This window comes from Mucilaginibacter sp. GW821-FHT07G05 (genome assembly GCF_059418565.1).
This window is the reverse complement of the sequence record NZ_JBWKQC010000002.1, coordinates 684783-709212: the sequence shown is the minus strand read 5'-3', so window position 1 is coordinate 709212 and position 24430 is coordinate 684783. Positions and strand designations below refer to the sequence as shown.

At 40.0% G+C, this 24430-nt stretch carries 26 protein-coding genes; 19 read left to right on the top strand and 7 right to left on the bottom strand.

Annotation, left to right across the window (positions count from 1 at the left end; genetic code table 11):
• Positions 1-37 precede the first annotated feature (37 nt).
• Positions 38-613 carry a TetR/AcrR family transcriptional regulator gene (locus AC07NA_RS07480; protein ID WP_494896988.1) on the bottom strand — a complete coding sequence of 192 codons (576 nt, stop codon included), beginning with the start codon at positions 611-613 and terminating at the stop codon, positions 38-40.
• 519 nt (positions 614-1132) lie between these two features.
• Between AC07NA_RS07480 and AC07NA_RS07475 the strand changes: the two genes are divergently transcribed.
• From AC07NA_RS07475 to AC07NA_RS07395, 17 genes are all read left to right on the top strand, one after another.
• Positions 1133-1546 carry a single-stranded DNA-binding protein gene (locus AC07NA_RS07475; protein WP_494896986.1) on the top strand — a complete coding sequence of 138 codons (414 nt, stop codon included), beginning with the start codon at positions 1133-1135 and terminating at the stop codon, positions 1544-1546.
• Between the two features lie 35 nt (positions 1547-1581).
• Complete coding sequence (locus AC07NA_RS07470; protein ID WP_494896984.1) at positions 1582-2625, top strand: DUF932 domain-containing protein; 1044 nt, start codon at positions 1582-1584, stop codon at positions 2623-2625.
• Between the two features lie 60 nt (positions 2626-2685).
• Positions 2686-3057: a hypothetical protein gene (locus tag AC07NA_RS07465; RefSeq protein ID WP_494896983.1), complete on the top strand. Its 372-nt coding sequence runs from the start codon at positions 2686-2688 to the stop codon at positions 3055-3057.
• A 17-nt stretch (positions 3058-3074) separates the two neighbouring features.
• The gene (locus AC07NA_RS07460; protein WP_494896981.1) at positions 3075-3314 is read left to right on the top strand and encodes a hypothetical protein; all 240 of its coding nucleotides are present in this window, start codon (positions 3075-3077) and stop codon (positions 3312-3314) included.
• Between the two features lie 13 nt (positions 3315-3327).
• The gene (locus AC07NA_RS07455; RefSeq protein WP_494896979.1) at positions 3328-3858 is read left to right on the top strand and encodes a PRTRC system protein E; all 531 of its coding nucleotides are present in this window, start codon (positions 3328-3330) and stop codon (positions 3856-3858) included.
• A 2-nt stretch (positions 3859-3860) separates the two neighbouring features.
• Entirely contained in the window at positions 3861-4079 is a 219-nt protein-coding gene (locus AC07NA_RS07450) for a PRTRC system protein C (protein WP_494896977.1), read from the top strand.
• Between the two features lie 4 nt (positions 4080-4083).
• Positions 4084-4260: a hypothetical protein gene (locus AC07NA_RS07445; RefSeq protein WP_494896975.1), complete on the top strand. Its 177-nt coding sequence runs from the start codon at positions 4084-4086 to the stop codon at positions 4258-4260.
• A gap of 41 nt (positions 4261-4301) precedes the next feature.
• Positions 4302-5222 (top strand): hypothetical protein, encoded by a 921-nt coding sequence (locus AC07NA_RS07440; protein WP_494896973.1) that lies wholly within the window; start codon positions 4302-4304, stop codon positions 5220-5222.
• On the top strand, positions 5219-5932 hold the full coding sequence (locus AC07NA_RS07435; protein ID WP_494896971.1) for a PRTRC system protein B: 714 nt from the start codon (positions 5219-5221) through the stop codon (positions 5930-5932). The genes AC07NA_RS07440 and AC07NA_RS07435 overlap by 4 nt, the downstream gene beginning before the upstream one ends.
• The gene (locus AC07NA_RS07430) at positions 5929-6726 is read left to right on the top strand and encodes a PRTRC system ThiF family protein (protein ID WP_494896969.1); all 798 of its coding nucleotides are present in this window, start codon (positions 5929-5931) and stop codon (positions 6724-6726) included. The genes AC07NA_RS07435 and AC07NA_RS07430 overlap by 4 nt, the downstream gene beginning before the upstream one ends.
• Positions 6727-6988: 262 nt before the next feature.
• The gene (locus AC07NA_RS07425; RefSeq protein WP_494896967.1) at positions 6989-11710 is read left to right on the top strand and encodes a hypothetical protein; all 4722 of its coding nucleotides are present in this window, start codon (positions 6989-6991) and stop codon (positions 11708-11710) included.
• 32 nt (positions 11711-11742) lie between these two features.
• Positions 11743-13032 (top strand): 5'-methylthioadenosine/S-adenosylhomocysteine nucleosidase family protein, encoded by a 1290-nt coding sequence (locus tag AC07NA_RS07420; RefSeq protein WP_494896965.1) that lies wholly within the window; start codon positions 11743-11745, stop codon positions 13030-13032.
• Positions 13033-13039: 7 nt separating this feature from the next.
• Positions 13040-14005, top strand: a complete 966-nt coding sequence (locus tag AC07NA_RS07415; protein ID WP_494896963.1) for a DUF4365 domain-containing protein — start codon at positions 13040-13042, stop codon at positions 14003-14005.
• Positions 14006-14026: 21 nt separating this feature from the next.
• A complete protein-coding gene (locus tag AC07NA_RS07410) occupies positions 14027-14413 on the top strand; it encodes a hypothetical protein (protein ID WP_494896961.1) in 387 nt (128 codons plus the stop codon).
• Positions 14414-14720: 307 nt separating this feature from the next.
• Positions 14721-15857: an ABC-three component system protein gene (locus AC07NA_RS07405; protein ID WP_494896959.1), complete on the top strand. Its 1137-nt coding sequence runs from the start codon at positions 14721-14723 to the stop codon at positions 15855-15857.
• A gap of 3 nt (positions 15858-15860) precedes the next feature.
• Entirely contained in the window at positions 15861-16364 is a 504-nt protein-coding gene (locus AC07NA_RS07400; RefSeq protein ID WP_494896957.1) for a three component ABC system middle component, read from the top strand.
• The gene (locus tag AC07NA_RS07395) at positions 16364-18349 is read left to right on the top strand and encodes a DUF3732 domain-containing protein (protein ID WP_494896955.1); all 1986 of its coding nucleotides are present in this window, start codon (positions 16364-16366) and stop codon (positions 18347-18349) included. The genes AC07NA_RS07400 and AC07NA_RS07395 overlap by 1 nt, the downstream gene beginning before the upstream one ends.
• A gap of 866 nt (positions 18350-19215) precedes the next feature.
• On the opposite strand, the gene AC07NA_RS07390 is transcribed toward AC07NA_RS07395, so the two are convergent.
• Positions 19216-20112, bottom strand: coding sequence for a DUF72 domain-containing protein (locus AC07NA_RS07390; protein ID WP_494896953.1), 897 nt, complete (start codon positions 20110-20112; stop codon positions 19216-19218).
• Between the two features lie 158 nt (positions 20113-20270).
• Between AC07NA_RS07390 and AC07NA_RS07385 the strand changes: the two genes are divergently transcribed.
• Both AC07NA_RS07385 and AC07NA_RS07380 read left to right on the top strand, forming a co-directional pair.
• On the top strand, positions 20271-20426 hold the full coding sequence (locus AC07NA_RS07385) for a hypothetical protein (RefSeq protein WP_494896951.1): 156 nt from the start codon (positions 20271-20273) through the stop codon (positions 20424-20426).
• Positions 20427-20434: 8 nt separating this feature from the next.
• Positions 20435-21208, top strand: coding sequence for a DNA-formamidopyrimidine glycosylase family protein (locus AC07NA_RS07380; protein ID WP_494896949.1), 774 nt, complete (start codon positions 20435-20437; stop codon positions 21206-21208).
• Positions 21209-21872: 664 nt separating this feature from the next.
• On the opposite strand, the gene AC07NA_RS07375 is transcribed toward AC07NA_RS07380, so the two are convergent.
• The 5 genes from AC07NA_RS07375 to AC07NA_RS07355 form a co-directional block, all read right to left on the bottom strand.
• Positions 21873-22379, bottom strand: coding sequence for a 2'-5' RNA ligase family protein (locus tag AC07NA_RS07375; RefSeq protein ID WP_494896947.1), 507 nt, complete (start codon positions 22377-22379; stop codon positions 21873-21875).
• Positions 22380-22395: 16 nt separating this feature from the next.
• Positions 22396-22503: a DUF2256 domain-containing protein gene (locus tag AC07NA_RS07370; RefSeq protein WP_494896945.1), complete on the bottom strand. Its 108-nt coding sequence runs from the start codon at positions 22501-22503 to the stop codon at positions 22396-22398.
• Positions 22504-23217: 714 nt separating this feature from the next.
• The gene (locus tag AC07NA_RS07365; protein WP_345211784.1) at positions 23218-23580 is read right to left on the bottom strand and encodes a response regulator; all 363 of its coding nucleotides are present in this window, start codon (positions 23578-23580) and stop codon (positions 23218-23220) included.
• A gap of 9 nt (positions 23581-23589) precedes the next feature.
• A complete protein-coding gene (locus AC07NA_RS07360) occupies positions 23590-24030 on the bottom strand; it encodes a response regulator (RefSeq protein WP_345211783.1) in 441 nt (146 codons plus the stop codon).
• A 127-nt stretch (positions 24031-24157) separates the two neighbouring features.
• Positions 24158-24421 carry a hypothetical protein gene (locus AC07NA_RS07355; protein WP_494896942.1) on the bottom strand — a complete coding sequence of 88 codons (264 nt, stop codon included), beginning with the start codon at positions 24419-24421 and terminating at the stop codon, positions 24158-24160.
• Positions 24422-24430: the final 9 nt, after the last annotated feature.

Genomic DNA, 24430 nt, shown 5'->3' with positions numbered 1-24430 from the left:
TATATTAAACCTATCGTTTCAAAATAAGGCAAAAAAATTAGTTGTTAATTGAGCCTATTAAAATTTCTGCTGTCTGTTTGGTTAACGCTGCATCGGTAAAAAGGATCTGCGTGTTGTAGATCGAGACCAGACCGGATACCAAAAAGTGCGCAAGGGCGCGTGGCTCTTTGGATGATTTAAGTGAGCCATCTGCTTTAGCCTGGTTCAACAATTGCTCGAACAGGTTAACGGCTTTAAGCGTCTGCTTACTTAGAATACCACTAACTTCTGTATCTGTCGTTGCCAGTTCAAATACGGAGTTGGTGAACAGGCAGTTGGTATCCTTTATAGCTGAAGCGGTCACAGATAGGATAATATGACGGATAGCCTCTAAAGGCTTTTTACTTTTCTTTGCCGCCTGGCTGTACTGCTTGTCCTTTTGCTGGATGTAATTGGTTAGTGACTTTATAAAAAGCTCATGTTTATTGCCGTACGCCAGGTACAAACTGCTCCGGTTGATCGCCAAAGTGTCCACCAGGTCATTCATCGTAGTCGCATTATAACCCTTCTTCCAAAAGAGGTCCCTTGCCGTCACCAGCTTCTCATCGTAATCAAATTCCTTGTTTCTTGGCATGGGGCAAAGATACTTATATTAAACCTAACGTTCCAAATTAAATTTGTTTTTTTTAAAGGCATCGATCAGTTCATAGAAGATACTTGCGATGTTCTCGGGCACCGGCGGGCTGCTGTCCCGCCTTGTGCATGACTTCCTGCGCTCATCCCCTCCACTTTATCTGTTGCTGCGAGCCGTATACTGGTCACCGTTTCTTAAGGGCGAAGGTATGGCAGCCCCCTTTTGGGGTTTCAAGGTCATGCCCTTCGGGTTTGGCAAAAAAATCTCCACACGCCCCATGGGCGGTAGTATTTTTTTGCCCAAAACCTTGCTCCCCCGGGGAACAGCCTTATCCTGCCCTTGAAACGAAACCAGCATACTCCGGCTCTTTACACGAATAAAAAAAATGTCAGGTATGAAAACTATAGCAAATCAGACACTTCAAGGCAAAACGAAACAGCTCCTCCTCTCATTGCCGAATAAATTTTCAGGGATTGGGGCAGCAAATAAAAAGGGATTAACATTTAAAAGCAATTTATCATGAACATCATCGGAAGGCTGACAAGTGATGCGCAGGTGCGCAACGTGTCGGATGAACAGCAGGTAGTGAATTTTTCGGTCGCGCTGAACGACAGCTACCGCAACAAGGAAGGCGAACGTACCGAGCAGGTAACGTATGTAGACTGCGCCTATTGGCGGACGGCTAAGGTAGCACAATACCTGACAAAGGGGACACTGGTGGAACTCTCGGGCAGGATAAGCCCACGGGCATGGGTGGATACGGACGGGCAGCTGCGGGCGGCATTGAATTTCCGCACCTCTGAAATCAAATTCCACGGGGGCGCTAAGAAAGAGGAAACCATACAGTCCAGTACAAAGCCTAAAAGCAACAAGGGGGCAGCGAGGGCAGCACAGTCACAGGAGGCAGGGGAAAATGACGACCTGCCATTTTAATCATTCAATTTTTCAATTCTTAAAGTCAAAACATCATGGGACATAATCTGAATTTCAACGAACATACAGGCAAATACTCCTTCTTTAGCGTACAGCAAAAGGCATGGCACGGATTAGGGCAAATCGTAACGAATTACCCGACAAGCGCCGAGGCCATAAAATATGCAGGGCTTGACTACACTGTAGCCAAACTGCCCAATACCCACATCCTGCCGAGCGGCAACAGCATCACGTCAGACAACAGTTTTTACACCCTGCGCACGGACACCGAAGCCATATTGGGCGATAAAATCGGCAAGGACTACCATATTGTACAGAACAAGGATGCCTTTACCTTTTTTGATGCGATTGTAGATGGTGGCGATGGGATATTATACGAGACTGCAGGGGCGCTCGGCAACGGCGAGCGCATATTCATTACCGCCAAACTGCCCGGCTATATCCGTGTGGGCAAGGGTGATGATGTAACCGAAAAGTACATTTTCCTGACCACCTCGCACGATGGTTCAGGCAGTATTACCGCAGCCTTTACACCAATAAGGATTGTCTGCCAGAACACCCTTAACGCCTCCCTACGCAATATGACCAACGTGGTACGCATTAAGCACACCGCAGGGGTAAAACAGCGATTGGAAGATGCCCATAAAGTAATGGGGCTTGCTAACATGATGAGCGAACAATTGGAGGGCATATTTAATAACTGGACAACCGTAAAGGTTACCGATAACGAAGTGAAGAAACTCATTCAGCTTGCCCTTTGCCCAAACAAAGAAACGTACGACCTCCTTAAAAAAGGGGCTGAGGATGAACTATCCACCGTATTTAAGAACAGTGTGGAGGATGCCTTTGCCTACGCCATGATAAGCGATACCCAACAAATGGACACCACACGGGGTACGCTGTTCGGGGCGTACAATGCCGTGACAGGGTACTACCAAAACGTGCGTAATTACAAGGATGATGAAGCCAAACTGCAATCCATCGTCATGGGTGGTACGGCGCAGGGCAAGGCACAAAAAGCCTTTGAGCTGTGCAGCAGCTTTGCTAAAGAAGGCAGCGAAATCCTATTACTGAACTAATCAAACTTTTGCAAGCTAACAGGGGCAGGCTTCCTGCCTGCCCCATAATCATTATACGCCATGAAATCTTTAAAGCAATTAAACAACGTGGAAAAGGCGGCACTGCTTTTCGGGCTTTTCCCTGACGAGATACCCACCTTTTTGGACACCATGCAGGGCATGGCCGCCACGATCAGGGAAAATGAAGCAGAACACAGAGCCGCCTGGCAGGATGGGCTGTTCGGGTTTGACTTTTGGTTACGGCTTGCAGGGCAGGCTGAGCAGGCCATCAAACAGTACGGCAAAAAGCTACACACGGGCAAACGCCTCTTTACCGGCCAGTTGTTCGATGGGTATCAGGCGATATTTTCCGTGCATTGCCTGACACAATATGCCAAGACACGCCAACGGGACAACCGTAAATTCTTCCTTGCAGTCGAAGTATTCTTTTAACCCTTAATCCTCTCATCATGGAAACGATAACCGCATTTATAACAGCGCACCCTAAAAGCCTTACCCTTTTGGGTATCGCATTACTCATACGCCTGTGGGTAAACAGGCGCAGGTTCTACCGCCGTGGTTGGGGCGGCATGCAGCACTACACAAGCTATAGCAAAGCCCTTTTTGCAACCGTATTTGAAAAGCTGCTTATGGTAGTGGCAGCACTACTGATAGTAGCTGCTATCCTTTTATTTCTTACAGGACACTAACAAAAACAAGATTATGGAAACGAACTTTTTTCAGTCCATCGCCGCCCTACAGGTTCAAGGCGGGTGGACAATCAATATCACCAATGAAAGTGCCGATTTATGGATTGTATCGGTGCTGTTCTACAACGACAAGATAGGCGATGATGCCCGAAAAAAAGTGCCGCCCCTTATTTTAAGGGGAACGGTGGCCGAACTGGATGCAGGCTTTTTTGAAGCTATTACCCGACCCGTACAGCAGACCGCCGCCCTACTTACCAATATGGAGGCCTACCTGAAAGGGCAGGAAAAAGCAAAGCTTGCCTCCAAAATGGAAAAAGACAGCACCGAGAAAGCCGCTAAGCAAAAGACCGACAAAGAGAAGAAATACGAGGAAGCCATGAAAAAGGTGGACGAGCTCGAAGCCGAAGGCAAGTTTAAAGAGGCATGGATGAAAGTGCCCAACCCGCAGGATTATCCCGAAGAAGCGGAAACACTCCGTAACCGAAAGGCTTCCCTATCGGCACAATTCGCACCCGATTTATTTAACGACACTAAAACTCAGTAGCCATGTTAATAGCCACGCAATTAGAAAGGGTATTTACCTTTAAAGACAAAGGGCAGGATATACAGCTTGCCGACCCCTCGCCAAGTTTCAGCCCCGAGGCGGTGCTGAACTTTTACGCACAGACTTACCCGATACTGACCACCGCCACCATAAGTGGGCCTGTCATTAAGGACGATGCCGTACAGTATGAGTTTACCGCCCAAATCGGCACAAAAGGATAAGGATATGGAAACGCAAAGCAATGCAGCTACAATAGGAACAATTAAAACCAAACGGCAATGGCAACTGCACCAACAATTAGGCGCATTCGCAAGCAACCTCAGCAGGCTGCGCGATGCAAACGAAGTGAAAACCAACAAGGTGCAGTCCGCACCCCTCGGGCTGCTGCCGATGGTTTTCTAAGACATAGCTTTCTGCCACGCTATAAGCAAGCGGCAGTACCGATGGCGAACGGGGCGGAACAGGATTTTTTCACTTCCCTTGAAAAGCTGCAAAGGCAGTACAGCCTCCAACCAGTGGATGTTACAGGCAAGCCCTATCCCTACAATGTATTATTGGCGGTGGAAAGTACAAAGGCGCAATTGCAGGAAACAGGCAGGGATATTACCCTGTCCCTGCAAAAATGCGATAACGGGCAGCTGTGCCTGTCCACTATGGAAACCTTTAACCCCGGCACGACCTTGTTCTACATCCCTGTACTGCCGCTTTACAGGATGCTTCAGGACACGCAGCGGCAAAGCACGGCGGAACTGCTCTTATCGGTTTGCACCTACCTCTACAAAAGCGCAGGCGTCCCGTACTACCGTGACGAGGGTACACCCCTGTATTACCAATACGAGTTTCTAAAGGATTGTAATGAAGAATACATAGACGAAGAAAATGAATATGCTAACACCGAAGAACTCGATGCCGCCGAAAAGTACGGGGATAAAATCCATAGTGAATTGTTCTGCGCGCATCATTTAGATGAGTTTCAGCAGCGTATTGACCACTACAAGCCCCTAAGCGAATACGAATTTGAATGCCTGAAAACGGCGAAGGAAGCCCTTGCCTTGCTCAACGGCTACCGCAATGAATCGGTGTTCCGCTATACGGAAACAACCCTCCGGGATGATGAATACGATGATGACATGATCAGGGCGGAACAATATATATCCTTTGTCGCCGAGACCGAGGGCGAAGTATACAGCCAGGTACAGCAGATGATAAATGATGAATTTAACGAGTGCGGCAGGATGGAACTGCCGACACTAACCCGACACTACGATGCCCATTTCGCCCCCGATGGCAAAACCCTTGAATTTGAATACAGGCTGTTTGCCCTTTTGGAGCATATATGTTTCCTTTTAAATAATACGCCATGAACGATATAACACAAACTTTCGGCACGCTTTACCGCCCCGTAAAAACACTGGTGGTTTACGAGGCCAGCAGCACCGAAAAGCACATTTACGTGGAAAGCTACGATATGGATGAGAGCGGTTTCCCCATCAATGCCCACCCGCTTAGCGTAAGGGAAAGCACTGCCCTTGCCAAAGCGCTCGACACCTCGGAAGAATTACAGCGGAATTTTTTAAAGCCGTCGGGCTTACTGCCTAAAAATGTGCTGTACATTAACCCCTCGCAACAAGGCTATGCGGTATGGCATACGCCGCCGCAAAGGGTGGGATTGTTCTTTACAGGCAACCTTGCTATTCCATGCGGCATAGCTTCCATACCATCGCTTTTGTGGCGGGCTTCAAAGGATGCCTTATGGGTTTATGCATTGGGCAGCGATGCAGAAATCCGTGAAGACACCGCCTTGTACCATGCGCCTTTTTTCAACCTCTACAACGATGGCAAGGTTTGTATGGGGACGGTTAAAATCCAAATCCCTGCCGACTGCCTGTTGGAAGAATTTATGCAAAGGTGGCAGCGGTATTTTTTTGATAGCTATTTCAGCCATACCATTGGCAACAGCCCCGTAAAAGGCAATATCATCCAGTTATGGCAAAGCCTTGTAAATACTAAAAAGCAATTCCCGGTAAAATCGCTAATTCCAACTCGTTACACCCTTAAAAACCTACTGAAATGAAAACAGCCATGCACTTTGCAGACAACTACCTGATTAACCCGACCAACCCCGTTACGGTCAACCTTATCGGTGCGGGAGGTACAGGCAGCCAGATGCTGACCGCATTGGCACGGATGAACCACAGCCTTATCGCTTTAGGCCATGCAGGCCTGCAACTTAACCTATATGATGATGATATTGTTACCACCGCCAACCAGGGCAGGCAGCTTTTTGCCGATTGCGAAGTCGGTATGTACAAATCTGTTGCGCTCATTAACCGCATCAACCGCTTTTTCGGTACGGACTGGAAAGCGGTTACCAAACCATTTACAAGTACGAATAAGCACCAACTGTCCGAACGTGGCAGGGCAAATATTTACATCACCTGTGTGGACACCGCAGCCGCAAGGTTTGATATTGCAGACGGACTTGAAGCCATTGCCGCCGATGGTAGGGCGCAGCGGGACAAGCCGTTATATTGGCTGGATTTGGGCAACTCCAAAAATACGGGACAGGCCATATTGGCTACTATCAGTTATATCACACAACCCAATTCTGAACGGTATGAGCCCGTAGCAGAATTACCTTTTGTAACCAAAGAATTTAAAGCGCAGTTGGAAGCGCAGGATGACAGTAATGAGCCCAGCTGTTCCCTTGCCGAGGCATTGGAAAAGCAGGATTTGTATATTAACTCAACGCTTGCGAACATGGCGGCATCACTGCTATGGAAACTGTTCCGTGAAGGTATGACCGATACAAGGGGCTTTTTCTTGAACCTGAAAAATTTCAGCAGCACCCCGATTAAGGTGGACTGATGCGCGCCGCCGCGCAATCGGCTTCCTTCGTCAGGGGATTGCGCGGCGTTTTATTTCTGCAGTTTACTGTTTATAAAAGGTGGTTTGATTGTTCAACCGCTGATTTTCGGAGGAAAATCAGCGGTTTTTTTACTGCTATTTCCAGCTAAGACAATCTGCAAATAGTTGCTGTTTGCATTTCCCTCGCAAGATTTAGTTTTCAATCAGATAAATTTATAAGTTAGCATAATAATTTACCCAAACCCATCATGACTTTTAATGTATGAAGAATTATACATTCACGTTAAGCAAAAAATTCTCCGAAAAACATATTGGTGCCTTTATCGATGAGTTTTATAAAGCATTTATAAAACATGGGGATACAATTAAGTACATTTTTGATTTATCATCAACAGAATGGATGTCAAATCAAGAACTCCTTGTTTTTACTGCACTGCTTAAATGCTTAATTAATGATGGGATAAAATTTCAAGTAACATTTATAGCACGTGATACTGGACATAGCTTGGATATAAGACGAGCGAAGAATATAATTCAGATTTGGGAAACTTGGAAGATTTTCCAAATTGCTCCGGAGGGGAATTTCAAGGACTACTTTGATATAGACGGCAACACTATAAATAATTTAAAAAGACAATTTGATATAACTTCCTCCCAAAATGAAATTTATAGCAGATATGGCGTTACACCATTTATATCACTTGATTATATAACTGGATACGAGGACAAAAAGATTTCAGATATGTTGTCTGAGGTTTACCGGCTTAATGAGGCGACAAGTGATATACTACAGCAGTACAATTGCTATATGCCCTTTGAAAATAATACGCTGAGTTCCATAGTTACAAAGGAGTTGTATGAAAACTTTCTTGATCATTATAAGCCCAGTATATTTCAAAGCGAAAATAAAGAGGCATTTATTTGTATTGGCTTAAATTTAAAACTGCGAAAAGACAATCAAGATATTTTAGCAAATAATTTCAAAGAGGAGTCTCTACCATATTTTAAGAACTTCTTTTATGATAAAGTGTCAAGAAAATTTAAAAACAATTCTGTTTTGCAACTCACTTTTCTTGATTTTGGGGTAGGAATTCCAGCAACTTTAAAGTCCCAATTTCAAGAAAAAAAAGATAAATATTTCTCTAAATCTGATGAGGCCATAGATTCTGAGATATTAGAATATGCTTTTCAGTTTGACAGTTCAAAAGACCCACTCTCTGAACGATATGCAAAGCGTGCAATTATCCCGCGAGGGTTATTTGACCTTCTTTCTATAGTTCAAAGATTCAAAGGTTTACTGGTTGCGCGTAGCAATTATGGTAAGATTTTCTATGATTTTTCAGATAATACAACTGAATTCTTCCCCCAAAAATTTACAGACGGTGATTTTTTCTTTCCTGGGACATTAATAAGTATCTACTTACCTGAACGTGATATAGTAAATAAAATACCAACAACGGTTATAAAGCCAATAATCCCTTTAGAAACTGCACAGATAAGTAGGAGACAAAAAAAGGTTGTTAGTATCTACGATATTACTAATAAATTAATAGAATCAGGAACAGATAAAAATGATCTTTATTCAAGAGTATTTGAAGAACTGATAAATCAGGTATCTGAAGGAAGTAATGATCCAACAACCATATATATAGACTTCAAAGATTATGATCTGGATGAACGAATTTCAAAAAAAATAATCTATTTTCTTTTAAGTGATTATAGTATAAATCAAAAGAATGGTGTAATTATAATTAATCCCCCACCGGCGGATTTTTTAAAGCAATTACAACACGAGATTACCCTATTACCCAAAGTAAAGAAGGATTATACTATTCACCCCCTACCTTTTATTAGCCGGGAAAACAATAACGACTTAAATGTTTTTTGGCTGGGAGTCTATAATAATGAAGATATAATACTTCTAAATGACACTATTCTTGAAAGTCATTCATTAAGGAGGAGTGATTTTAAAGATTCCGATAGTGTCGTCGGTAATGTCAATTATTATGACGCTTATGGAAATCTGACTTCCCTTTTAAATAGAGAGTATTTGCTTGAAATTTTCATAGAGGTGGAAGGCACTGCTCTCTCCCAAAATATTGATGCCATATTAGAAACAAGTATTTTAAAAGCTGAAAATCAGATATTTTTGTGCAATGGCAACTATTATCAGGAAGAGTATTTGCAGATGTATGATATTTTAAGCGACGAAAAAAACTGCCATTACTTATCCAGATCCTTGTTTGACAAAATACTAGAAAAAAAGGGGCAAATACAAGACGTAATTTATCTATGCATAACACCTAATAGTGCTAAGATTGGACAATCCCTTATTAAGCAAGAGCTTTTAAATAGCGATCAAGTACTGTTTTTTGAAAGTTATGAGAAACTGATAGAAGGTAGCGATACGAATAAATTTGATATACCCAAAAATGTGGTATTATTATGCGACGTCACATCTACCGGGTATCTTAATTTTTCTATAAAAACTGCTGTTGAAAAAATGAATGGGCAATTATGTTGCACCGCAGTCCTAGTTAATGCAATAGATGAGACATTTGAAGGCTCAAAGAAAAATTACCAAGATATAGATGAAAATCTTATTTGCTTAAAAAATTATCCCATAAAAAAATTCAGGAGAGCATTGATAAGGGATCGCCTGATTGATTCCAAAACTAAAGTAATAAGGATTGATCCTTTCACATTTAGTCCTGTAATGGTAGAATCACGTAATCTGCGCCTAGGGAATGAAAGCACAACTTTATTAGGCCCTGATGAATTTATAACTTTAATGCCTGAAAAATTCTTAAAAGCCGGGTATTTTAGGTTCAACAGCTTGATACATCCCTATTTTTTTGATATGGCCGGCGTTCTCAGTGAACCAACGGTTAATGAGGTATTACTTACAAAAATATTTGAGAAACTTTCTGACGATATCCTAAGTAATGTCGGAACAATTTTTTACCCAAAGAACTCAGGGGTAAGTGAACTGAATTTTAATTTCTTAAAGACTAAGATTTTCAAAAATCATAAAATAGAGGTGTATCAATTAGACAGGTATGGCACAAATGATGGATGGAGATTCCCTTTACTCCCGAGCTTCTTGCATTCGAAAACCTACAGCACAGTTCTTATCCTGGATGATGGCTCATGTTCCGGTGAATCATTAATCCAAATGATTAATGAGGTTTCCTCGTTGCCAGTAACCGACATCATTGTTCTGTCGATCATAGGACGTGTCTCGGATCACAAAAAAGACTTCTTTAGTGGCATTAAATTACTTGCAAATCCAGATAACAATAAAGAAATAAATCTCAAAATTTTCTTTGGCAGTCATTGGCATATTCCAACGTACTATGTTGAAGAAAGTCCTGTAATTTTTGAAAGGAATTGGCTTGACAGCCTTTTATCATATCCAAACGTCCCAAATGCGATAAAGGCAATCGCAAATAGTGTGCGCGAGGAATTAGCTGTTAAGGATATAAACGGTAGTAGTAACAGGTTTCTATTAAAGAAAAAAGATGGAACAACCATTATAAAAGACCTAATATTAAAAAAAGATGAGATAGGAAAAATCATGTCCTATCACCTGTATTCTGATTATTTTAAATTTTTTGACGATATAATAAGTACCTATGAAAATACTATTGATTTTGATGGTCGCTACCAAAAAATAGAGCTTGTTTGTGCCGTATTTCTGCATGAACCATATATTTTCAATAGGATCACAAAGGTTCTTCCCGACTTAACAGAAAAACTACAAGAGTTTGTTCAGACTATATTATTTGGAAATCCTACAAGAGCCAAAGCGCCACGTTTGGAAAAAGAAAAACTATTTCACCAGTGGAGCAATAAAAATCTAATTCATTTTCTTTTTATCGTTTATCAAGGACAAGACTTAATCGATCTTTTCAATTATGAAAAACTAAAGATGCTTATAGTAGATTTCTGTAAATCTGATAATGACCTAAGTTATCTTCTATTTAAACTGTTACGATACTACCCAGTAGGCAGGGTAGATAAATCATATGATTTAAAAAATGAAAATTTGGTTAATTTAATTAATCTACTTATAGATCGAAAAGAGTTGGAACCAAGGCACCTAAAATCCTTAAAGCGCTTCCGAACATTTGCCATGAGTTTAGCTTCAAGTCGCAATTTTCAGGATTTATTTACAAAAATAAAGCATAACTATAATAAATTAATTGATGATGAGAACCACAAGGATTCTCTAAATCTTCAAAGGGATATATTTGATACTCAAATAGCAGAACTAAAAAAGGACTTTCGACCAGACACAGAAGCTGTCATTCTCACTACCTGGGACAATATTTCCCCTTTTATTGCTGACCTTCTTTCATTTTCCAAATCTTTTCCAGAATTTTTTATGTGTTGTGATGAAGCTTTATACCACAAATTAGAAGCTAAAGACACATCATTACGTGCACTTTTTGGGGAAATAAACGAACTGTTATCAACATTAAATACTTCATCAAAATTTGATAGAATTCGTGAGATTTCTAAGCAGATTTTTGAAATGTTTATCACAAGTGGAACGGAGTATTTCAAAATTTTCATTGACGACCATAAACCGATTATCATCGATAAAATTGGAGAATTCATTGACAAATTAAAAGCTAAGGGATACACTGTAAAACATCCTGCAGTTAATGATCAAACGCATCACGCTTCTTATTCACTAGACTTTCCATCATATTATATAGAGCTCATTTTTAAAGAATTATTACAGAATTTCCGACATAGTGATATAAATAATCCGGTAGAGATAAACTGGTCCGTAGCTTCTGTAAATTTTTTAACAATCAATTTTCAGGCATATGCCCTTGCAAACTCTCAGGAGGGTGGCGGCAATGGTATTGCAAGACTTGAACGATTAAATAATATGCCTACCCAGAATGTGCAATATCAACATCAAAAAGAAGGTAACATTTTTAAACAAACCCTAACATTTAAAACAATTTAGTAATGAATAGTGAACGCGTGGTCTTAATCGTAATGGATGAAAAAGAAAATTTTTATTCAGACAATACACAACTAAGGATTGGGAAAACTTTATGGCAGGAAATTAAGCTGGTGACAAATCGTGAAGAATTCGATAAAGCATATAATGAACTTGAATTCGAGCAAGAATTTATATTCGCTTGTCATCTTTTCCACGCAAAAAGTGATAAAGGTGAAGCATTGAGAGGATATTATAACTTGTTAAATACAAAAATCGAACGTGATTATGGTATTACCGCCCATCTTGTGTCTTCTGGTGATGGTGGAGATGTTATGAAAAATCTGTTCGAAACAGAAAGGGTAAGCAGAACAGTCACATTATACTCTACTTTGAGAAATAACGTGGAACTCGGCGATACCAAGACCGACAAAAAAAAGCAAATTACAATAACTGAAGAATCTATTAGACACATGGATAGCATTAATAACTCTTATGATATTGGAATTATAACGGCTTTATATCAAGATGAATTTGATCAAATTGAAGAGCTTTTTGAATGGACCGATGAACACAATACGGGAAGAAAAATTTACAAATTGGGGCATCCAAAATCAGATCCTGCGAAAAAAGTAGTTGCAGCTTTTCAGACGGCTACTGGTCCTATTGATGCAGCTGTCATAGCCAGCCAGATGGCTGAAATTTTTAAACCAAAATACATTCTAATGCCTGGAGTATGTGGAGGTGATGTAAAGACTAACATTGGTGATATAGTTGTTGCAAGTAAGGTATTCATGTTTCAAAAAGGAAAGATCTCTGATGTTAAAAACGAAAAAGATGAATTAATGCAAATATTCAACGACAAAGGCGAAAAAATTGATTTGGATAATCTAAGAGATGAAACGGGAAAGCGAGTCATTTTAAGTTATGAAAATTTTGAAATTGAGCACAGTTCTATTTGTGATACTGATACCGTTTTGATTGATAGGTTACGGCCCTTAATTGAAGGTATTAAAGAAAAAATAAACAAAGAAATCAAAGCTTTAACGGGAGGAAAAGTGTTAGATATACATTTTGAGCCCCTTGCTTGTAGCACTATGGTTATCAATAGAGATGGATATTTTGAAAAAAATGTCAAACCAGTAGATAGGAAGGTCATAGCTCTCGAAATGGAAAGCTACGGAATCGCCCGTGCATGTCAATTTGCAAATGAGGGAAATACTAAGTTCCTTATTTTTAAATCTGTTATGGATAATATGAAAGATAAGACGGATGGCGCGAAAACCTTTGCAGGCAAAACAAGCTCGCTATTCTTGAAATATTTACTTGAGACGAAACTTTTATAGGCGAATTATGAGCATGTTGCCCAAAGTACCCAATAATTTTGTCGCGGAACGCCGAGGTGTTCTCAAAATTGCATCCTTGATCAATGAGCAGGGACATGTATTTAGAGAAACGCCGCATACTGATGTAGGAATTGATGGGCAGGTAGAGTTTGTGAATGACACTGGTGAGGTAACAGGTCAGATGATAGCTGTCCAAATTAAATACGGCGATTCATATTTGCACGATCATTCCGATCATTATGTTTTTTACGTTAAGGAGAAACATATAGTTTATTGGTCCACATACCCTTTATCAGTTATCTTATTTATTTACAGCCCTAAAGACCAGTGCACCTATTTTGTAAATGTTAGTGATGAGATATCTAAAAATCACTACAAGAGTGCAATTAAGATTCCCAAAGTTAATATCTACGAAAGATCAGGCAGAAATACCATTTTCGGAGATTCTACTATGTATGGTAGCAAATTTTTAAATAATAAGGATTTACTTGATGATATGATCAAGAATCGATCTAAGAATCCCACTTTTGCGATATCCTTTTTTGATTTATTCGTGCAAGGATTAACAAATATTTGCCGTCATTCTTTCTTCTCAATGTCATTAGCATGTGACATTGCTGATTACAACAACAATTCTGATTTTGGTATTTCCCTGGGATTTGATGAATACGAATTTTTGCATGATTACGCAAAATACCTTTTAGCTCAAAATTTAGTAAAGATAGATTATGACGATTATCTAATCGATTGGCAGCAACGGCAATTAGTGCCGAGTTTTTATGCGCCATTAACCGAACGGGGAAGGTTGCTCATAAGTTACATCAGTGAAAGGGCACAGGGAATGGGCAATGTTTTTGGAGTTAGTATCATTTCTGAGATGTTAATTCGTAGAGAATATCTGCCCTCTGATTTCCAACGTCTGGAGAAAACTAAGCTGTTCCAAAACAAATACTTATTAGGGGAAATTCAATAGTTTCAAACTTAAGCTCCACTTATGGAAAATCCTACAAAAGAAGCGCAACCGGGCGACATACTATACGGGGAGAATAATCGCAACATTAGAAATATCTCCTCCCATTACATCATTTTCTTATCCGCAAGTGATTCGCCCGAGTTATTCTTAGGAGCTATGTTAACTCATTCATCAAAATTTGGCAATATTGCACTTGAAGAGAATCACTTTACTAAATACGATGAACACGGCGTCCAATGGAAAGTTTATTATGAAAAAAGCTATATATCATCTGAATTATATCACAAAAAGAATGATTGGAGACCATTCGAGAGAGTTGGAAAACTATCTGACGAGGGACTTCAATTTGTACTTAGGAATGTCGGCTTTAAAGAACCTACATCGTTCCGCTTTAATAAACCGAGTTAATAGCTAACGACGGTCGGAGCGTAATTCGTAGCAAACCTTCAGCAGAATTTCAATAATAAAGATGAGCTGAAAACGTCTGCCGCAGTGCAATCGGCTTGCTGCGTCAGGGATGGTACGACATTTTTAAGGTTGGTTAAAAATTCAAAATAGCCTAGTAAATAAAAATCACACCGCAATTTCATTACAACTTGGTCAAACGGGTTATATGATTGCAGCTACTAATTACATAAGTATCTTTATATGTTGACGTTATAGAGTGAAATATTTTTACTAATATTACATTGCTCAATTTATAAACCTTTTCGTAATGTCAACAAATGCTCCTGCTCAACTACTTGGTTATACAGTCCAATTTCCCCGGGCACTATTGCATCTTTTACAAGCCGGTCCCGGGGATGCAATAAGTATTGAAGTTCTTGGGGACGTGGTAACTCATAAAGCAGATGCGTCAATTATTGCTGAAGAGGATAAGATTTCAACTGTTTCCAATCCCCTTACGAATCGTTCAACTGATTTCTGGAAAACTTTTTATAATTGGCTTCAAGCTATCGATAGTGGAACGATTGATTTAAATAAAACAAAATTTCTGCTTTATACAAATAAAAGCGGTAGGGAGTCAATTGTCAATACATTCCATGAAGTTACTACAATTAAAGAAGCCAAAAAAGCTTTAGAGGACGGTAAAAAGGAACTTGCGGACATTAATAACGAACATGAAATATGGCGATATTATGATTATGTCATGAAATATGACCAAAATGTTTTGGCGGAATTATTGACAAAATTTGAACTGGAAATAAACGACGGCCTGGGATTAACGCAAATAAATCAAGAACTAGAACGTCTTCTAATAGGAAAAAATCAACATAAATTTGTTTCCAACCTTTTAAACGGGTGGCTGCAAGAGCAAATAATGTTAAAAATTGCACTCAAAGCCCCAGCATTTATCCCTTGGGAAGAATACCAAAAGCAATTCCTTGTTTACTTTGATAGAGCCCGAAAACTCGAATTAGTAGATTTTGCCTTACAAAATCCTCCGACAATAGAAGTTATACAAGATCAAGTTAAGATCCAGCCCCATTATTTACAGCAGTTAAATCACATAGATATTGACGAAGATGATGTAATAGAGGCTGTTACTGACTTTCTTAGAGCAAAAGTGAATCGCGATTTATGGGTTGAAAACGAAATTATTAATGAAGAAATTGCGATTGACTTCGAAGAACGATTAACTAAGTTTTGGAAAACAAGGCAAAAAGCAATTAATTTAACAGAAAAAACATTAGAAGAACAAGACCGAGGTAAACTACTGTTTTATGATTGTAAAGTTCGACAGGAAGTGATACGAGATATGACCCCGCCAGCTGGAACAGTATCGGGTACGTACCATGCATTAGTAGAGGGAAAGTCATTGGGTTGGCATCCTCGCTGGAATACGCTTTAACTTATGGGAGAAGTATTAGAAGAAGTAAAAATATGGAACACACCGATTATCGGTGCTTATTTATTATGGCGTTTTACGAACGGCTATATGGCTACTCACCCAAACGGAGATGCACCAATTGGCTTACTGCATTTTGTAGCCACCGCTATTTTAACGAGCCAAAAGTTATCGGCTCCTATTTCTAATAAACGTGCGGATCTTCAATCTTATGTAAGAAGCTTTGAGGATTCCAAAAGCGCCGATATTCTACTTACAATACATGAAAGAACAAAGGAGCGGCTTTCTTATACAATGAAAGCTATTGATATTGCTGTGTCGAAAGGGCTTCTTTTTTGGGATATGGAAACAGCTAAAATTTACGCTAAAAGTGAACTAAAAAAACCTTCTCGTGGAAATGCATTAAAAGCTGTACACGAACAAGCCGGAAATAGAGCTGAGATATTAGGAAATTGGTTTGGAAAACATGATACACCTACAATCGCAAAATATTTATCTATCGTATTCTGATGAAACTACAACTATTAAAGTTAATCATTTGGCCTAAAAACAATCAATTTCCACCGAGAACGGTAGAATTTAAACTAGGGATGCTCAACGTAATAACCGGCGCTTCACGAACTGGTAAGTCGGCAATTATCCCTATAATCGATTATTGCTTGGCATCAGGTGATTGTACTATACCAATTGATACGATTCGTGACTTCTCCTCATGGTATGGCATTGTTTTAGAGACCGCTCAAGAACAGGTCTTGCTGGCGCGAAAAGTTCCGGTAGGCAATCAGGTAAGTAACGACTTTTACTTATCTCGGGCCGAAACAGTTTCTATACCCCCTGAAATCAGGGAAAGAAATGAAACTACCGATGGAATCAAAAATTATCTTAACACAATTTCAGGGGTTCCTTATTTCAACCTTGATGGCCAAGAGGAAAAAAAAGCATACAATTCACGCTTGAGTTTTCGCGACCTGATGGCTTTGATATTTCAATCGCAGGAAATAGTAGCCAATCAAAATATACTATTTTATAAAACACACGCTCACGAACACAGGGAGAAACTGCGTAACTGGTTTCCTTATATCCTTGGCGTTGAAAATCTTGAGACTTTAAAAGCCAGACAAAGGATACAGGAAATTGAGAAAAGATTAAATCAGTTACGTAGGGAATACGATAAAACGAGATCGATCTCAACCGCCTGGAAAGCCAACATGGAGGGCCATTTACGCGTTGCTAAAGAATATGGACTGTTAAAAGATGAAGTGATAGATACTACGGATCCGGAGACGCTTTTGGCGCTTGCAAAAAATATCCTTCACTTTATACCTGAATACTCTCAGACCGATTTTAAGGATATTGAAACAGCGAACAAAGATATAGCGAATCTGGAATCTGAAGAAAATGATATTAGTACAGCAATAGGTGCAATAAAAAAAAGGCTGGCAGATATAAAAAAATTGAGTTCTGGTCTAACAGATTATCAGAGTTCCACAAGAAAGCGGGTAGATCGTTTACAAATTGCGAAGTGGCTTGAAGATGTTTCGGCGGAAAGTGTTGCATGCCCTGCTTGTGGAAACGGAGAACATCCAAATAGCGCGGAAGAGTTGCGCAAGATATCGAGCATTTTTGCTGTTGTTGAACAAGAATCAAAAACCCTCGCCAATATTCCTACATCTTTTTCCAGAGAGGAACAACGTTTAAATGCAGAGTTGGAAGCACTGTTCGAAAAAAAGAAAGATTTCCAGCGACGGTTTGACATTATTATGCAAACGAACAGTGAGGCAAGAGAAGAATTCCAGCGAAGAAAAAACATGTATCTATTCTTAGGGCACATGCGCGCCTCGATGGAAACTTTTGAAAAATTAGTTGATGGTGGCGAATTACAAACTGAGATTGCATTATTAGAAAAAGAATATCAATATCTTCTGGGCATTGTCAATCAAAAAAATTTAGCTGCCAAGATGGACGTGGCAACTACACGTATTTCCCAAGGAATGCTCAACCATTTAAAAACGTTGGATGTCGAAAATAAATACCGGGAAGTAGCCCCTCGTTTTGACACCAAAGATTTAAATATATCAGTGTTGAGCAACGACAATCACTGGCATTATCTAAGTCAGGTAGGTAGCGCCTCAAACTGGGTTTCTTTTCATATTGCATTAATGTGTTCATTGCAAGAATATTTTTTAAGCCAAAAATCGTGCGCAGTACCCAGTTTTGTCATCTTTGACCAGCCAAGTCAAGTATATTTTCCCAAACTGAAGAGAAATGAGGCCCCCGCAGAAAATCAGCAATTTCTTGACGAAGATGTAGAAGCTGTGAAAGGAATGTTTGCCACTATTGCAAATTCGATTAAAAGCAATAACGGCTTATGGCAAAGTATTATATTAGACCACGCTGACGATACAATTTATGGTGATATAGATGGTGTTTATGAAGTTGAGGTTTGGCGCGAGGGAAATAAATTAATTCCTGAAGAATGGTACCTTGATATATAGGCACATCCATTTATTTTAAGTACAATTTTGATTTTAAATTGAAATGCATATTATACGCACGCAATTTGGTTAAAAGGATAAACCATAAAAGTAAGTGTAGAATTATCTTGCCTAATAAATTTATCTATATGAAGTTCAAGATTTGGAAATAATAATTTACCATGGACATATTAAATGCTTATATTTGTATTGATAATCAATCGGCTATATTTCGTTCTTAATCAATTTAGCTTCCTTGCAGGAAGCCTTTAAAAATACGGGAAAATTGCCTTGTGGCAGTTTAGTGGCAGTGTTTTAAAAAGCACGTCAAAAACGGCCTAAAAAAGCTATAATCGAACAATGTTCGAATCCCTCCGGGATTCGAACCGTTTGTCAAGCATATTTCGACTTCTAAAAAGTTTCACTGACAGAAAAATAGAGGCAAATCAATTTCCAAATATGATAAATACTGTTTATATTAGTAATATCATAAATGCGATTAATTTAAAGCAAATTATTCGGTTAACAGATGATTACGCGAAATACAACTCGTTGAATATAAGGTTAAAATACTAAGCCGATACGGTCCCGTCCATCTTTGAACTAAATCATCAATTAATTTTAAATAAGATCGAATTAGCTCTAAGTAATTTACAGCCTTTCAAACTGTCTTTGTAAGACAGTCCAATAAAATAATGTTGCCTCAAATACTCATTTTCAAAGCTGTCAAAATTTTCAATCGCTCCAGAAGGTTGTTCGAATTGTCGAGCACGTGATGCTTTATGTCAATTAAAGGCTGTGTAGAAAAGGTCGATTGACTTAGGAGCCGCTTCAAATATGTCCCTTATCCTGCAGAATGTTCGAATGTTTCGAAAAAACTTTTTTAGCTAATCGCCAATTATTTCAGGTGCTATTATTCTTGTAGAAAGCTTTGCATTAAGCTGATTGATGAAATAAACGCATGCTTGCGGAACATACCTTTCGTTATTTTGATGCATGAAAAACCACACGGTTTTCAATCCCAGCTCAGCCCAATGTTTTATTCGCTCTACCCAGTCATCCATCCGCTTATAGTCACTTTCCGCCAGGTTATTACCTACAAAACGAATGACTGCATCAGTGGTCGTCAACTCCATGTGTACGGCGTCCCTCCTACCCGATGTGTCGGAAATGACGGTTCCGATATTCAACTTGGATAGCAAATGAAAAAACTGTTCGCGATGCTCAGCTTCGGCAAACCATTGCTTATGCCTAACCTCTACACTCACGCTTATTGCAGGATCTAAAGATTCAAGATAAGCCTTAAGCTGAGGAAAACTTTTTGGCGGAAAGTTATCCCCTAATTGCAAGATGAGCGGCCCCAGGTGATCGCCGAAACCGCTCAGACTTTGGTAGAACTGTGCGGTTTGTGTTTCCGCATTAGCCAGCCTGCGCATGTGGGTGATTATTTGCGGGAATTTAGGACAAAATTTAAAGGCCGGGGAATCCGCTACCTGTGTAGTCCATCGCTTTATTTCATCTGCTGTATAAATATTATAAAATGTAGGACCAAACTCCACTGTATTGAATTGCTGGCTATAGTGCCCGAGCAACTGGTTGTCCGGCGTTTTTTTGGGATAAATAATTCCTTTCCAGGTTTTCTCCCCCCATTTTGGCGCGCCTATATATACGCGCAATTCACCTTCAGTTTTATTGGCTCTCAATAGCTGAAGAGTTGAATCCATATCCGGAGGTAATCTAAAATCAATATTATCTAACGAATCATTAACGCGCCCAAATTCCATGAAAACAAAATAAGGAGTAATTTGGTCAAGTGATGCATTATTTTTTTGTAAAACGCCTGTTATTCGTTTAAGGGATATATTTGCCTATGGAAATTCAACATCCTTGCTTTAGCTTTACCATGGTGTATGCAGAAAATTCCGTTAATTGTAAAGTGGTTATGGAAACTGATTCCTACGACGTATATTTTGACGACCGGTGGATGGCTGCTGTAGCACATACCGACGAATGGACGTGGATACAGGCATCAGGCGTCCCGCTACCGGAGAATATTATTGAGGAGATAGGCGCTCGTATAGAAAGTGAATATAAATAAGAAATAATATGCCCGAAATACCAGATCTGAATATATTCAGGAAAAACCTTGCCAGGCGCCTTGTCGGTAAGACACTGTCTACCATGCACGTAATCATCACGCGACGACTAAAAACCCCTGAAGCGGAGTTCAAAAATACCCTGGAAGGACAAACCTTGATGGGTATCGAAAGAACCGGAAAGGAATTGCACTTCCTGTTTAAAAACGGTCATCGTTTAGGACTTCACCTGATGTTGTATGGTGCCATGCATTGGTATGAGGATAAAAATGAAAATCGCTTCACCATCGCGGAACTGGTGTTTGACGACGGAACTGGGTTAGCCATCACGGACTGGCAAAAAGCAGTGATCCTGACACTCGATCCTGAACCTGCCACCATTCCGGATGCGTTGGACCTTTCCTCCGGTTATTTAAATACCGCTTTGTTAAAGATTTCGCGTCCCATCAAAACCGTTTTGACGGATGGCAAGACCGTCAGGGGCATCGGGAATGCTTATGTAGATGAAATCTTATATGAAGCTAAAATCTCGCCGTTTTCGGAAGCTAACAAAATCCCCGGGGGAAAGATCGAGGTGCTCACCAAAGCGATCAAAACAGTACTGACAAATGCAGAACAGCATATATTAAAAAACTTTCCGGATACGATTACGGAAAAAGAACGTGATTTTCTCCAGGTGCATCGCCCAAAACAATCAAAGACGCTCGCGGGAGAAGAAATTCTTAAAGCGGAAATCAATAAACGACAGACCTACTACACGGAAGCCCAGCAGCTGTTTAAATAGCTGGATAATTTTAATCCTTATAGACAAATAAAACAAAAGAATTTTTATGAAGTCAAATAGTGAAAAATGCAAAACCCAATTTCACTGCTGAATTGTGCTAAGATTGCTTTTAAGAGTGGCGAACGGGTATGCCTGATCTTAATTACTGTGAAAACAAAAAGTCACCTTGTATACCCCTACACAAAGTGACCTTGAAATTAATTAATTGAATTAGCCGGCGGTAAATCCGTACAAATATAAGCAACCGTTTAGTTCTAAAATAAAAAAGATGGTTATATCTCAAACCATCTTAGTGCCTAACTTATAACACAAGTGAACCCCACGCCCACAATAGTTAATTTTTATACGTTGAATATTCCTGAAAGTTTTATAGCGTTAGATAAAAAAAAATGCCCCTTACCACGAGAGCATCTCCATTATTGTAGTTGCGCTTGGATACCAGGCACTTATTAACTACAGAAGTAACATCGTGTTGTTACTTTTGTTCACCCAATAACGAAAATAGTTCCGTTCTATTTTTCAATTCCGGTAATGCGCTTCTAATTTAGGTTACCTGCAATACCCGCAAGCGGATTACTTTCAAGGCAGGCACCATGCTAGCCTTACCGGCCCACGGTTTCTTGTCCTCCTTTTCCCGCTCCTGATCTAGCACAACCGCCAACCATCATTCTGTAAAGCTGAAGTAAGCAGCGTGCTGCCAGGGTCCGCCCAAATAGGTCCAAAGATCCAGCCCGGTGACTTCAACAGCAAAAGGCCGAAAGCCTGGTGTAAGTTTAGCTAATAATTCCCTGGCTTTTTCTGGTGTTGATTTATTCATAATGGTAACATGCGGGCGGAATCCCTGCCGGTCCTGTGGGATCAGGCTGGGGTCAAAGTGTGCTTTGATGGAACGGTGCAGGGCCAAAAGTTCAGGGCTATCCATGCGGTACGCAACGCCGGCGCCCAGGTTCATCAAACCTACTACTTCCAGAAAAAACCCGGGATGCCGCAGGTCTGATAGGTAATGATAAGTAGCCGGTTCAGCCGGCAGTTGATGAAAAAGCATCAGGTGTGCTTCCAGGTGGTTTCTTTCTGCCGGGAAATAAAGTTTGCGCTGCGTATTAAAGAATCCGGCATCACTTGCGCACAATCGCAAAGTTAAAATCAAAGGTGCTGTTTCCGGCTTCTGCATTTATCTGAACAATACTTTACTTTTCCCATTTTTTTCGCCAAACGAAAGGCGGCCCGCAGTCGGAACAGACTTTTGCGGCAAATGTCGCTTTGCCCCCTTTCAAATGTACCCTATTGCTTACCATATATTCATTGATCGCAAATGGTCTGTCTGCATATTAAATAAAAATGATGGTGCGATAAAGAATCGAGAACTTGACGGTTACTTTCCTTAACGAAAGTATGCCCAAATAATAATCCATACTTGAAAAAGTTTTCATCTGAGCAATTAAATCCACCTTACTATACCAGCAAACCTTAGTACGTAAGACTATGGATACATTAAAGCACCATGACATCAATTATTTTTTTTGTAAAAGGAATGGAAACACTTATAGCATTTGTAATGCTTGATACTATCAGAAAGCAACATCTTGACGAAGCGAGATCTGGGGATTCTACGAACTCCAGTGATCTTACACTTAGGACATGTTATATTATTTTCATCTTCGATTGCAGGGGTGACAACCATGGCCTTCTGTTAAAATGGGTAAACGATACTTTCTTTTTTTAACGGGCAAAGTAACAACGTGGTTTTAGATTTATTGCGAAAAGATCTGTTTACCTGTTAACATCTGAAGGAGTGTACATCGAAATGAGCTTAATTAAGCAAACTGATTAAGCCATACATTTCCGTCTGATGCCCGGTTTCGCCTGTGGTAGCCCTTTTCAAAAATGCAGGATTCAGGTACTGCAAAGCTTAATTGCAAGTCAGTGACGCGTAATACATACAGCATGAAGCCTATTATTAACAGGCAAATCAGGGAGTCGAAATCAAATGGATTCGTAAATAAGCTGTCCTATAAAAGTTTACTTACGACGCTCACCAAGTGATCGATATTGAACGGCTTCTTCACAAAAGCATCATAATTGAAGTGCCCGATGGCTATCGCTTGTTTGTGGTAGGCTGACATTAACACAACCGGGATGTTGGCTGTTTCCTCATTGCTTTTAATAAGCTTACAAATCTGCCCGCCTGTCAGCCCTGGCAGCATATAGTCAGTCAGTATTAAATCGGGTTGGTGAAGTTTAGTTAGTTCAAATATATCGTTCGTCCCGTTTGATCCGGTAACATCGAAATTAGCGATATTTAATACGGCAGAAACGATGTCCAGTATATCGCTGTCATCTTCAATAATTAAAATCTTTTTTTTAGCAGACATACCTGAAGACTATACAATAGAAAGATTACCTGCGAAGCCATCTGCTCTGAAAATGGATTTCATGTTCTCGAGATTAATTGGCTTGTTGAAAAAGTGTTCTACCAAAGGATTTGACAACGACTTATTGATGTCTTCCCAGTAAACAGAGGAAGACAGGATATTGATGTGGATCTTTTTATATTGGTTGATACCGAAACGTTTGAATTCAGCTAAAAAGTCCCAGCCGTTCATGCCGGGCATGTTGAGGTCCAAAAAAATGTAGTCTGGCAGACCTTCCGGCTTGGTCTTACACATCTGGATCAACTTATTGATCGCGTTTCGACCGTCATTAATAGCATCAACCTGGATCTTACTGTTGACTCTTTTAAGCAACATCTTAAATATAATATTGTCCAGTGGCTCATCATCTATGACATAAACACGGGTAGCTTTATCAACTGTTGAAATCATTCCATATACACAAGCTAGCCGTGGCTTTGCCTGTTAAATTTTAGTTCTAATTAAAAAATTTAAATATAGGTACTTTGTCAATTATCGTCAAATAGAAAGTGATAAATCGTTATATCATTGTTGTTACTTAAATTTTTGATGGATTACGCCCCAACCTTCCGGCGAGACTTTCGACTAAGTGCGCACAGATAAATTCTAAATCTTCATTCGTGTAATAGGCTGTCCCTAATGATTGATAACTGCCGTTTTCCCGGCGCGAAATGTAGCCTTTGAAAGATCCGTTGGCGGTGATCATGTAACAGGGTCCGGCCTCTCCGGGCATTGATTTTTTATCAAATTGGAGGCTGGTGTCCTCCCCTGACACCAGGCATTGTAGTTTGATTCTGTCCATTTTTTACGA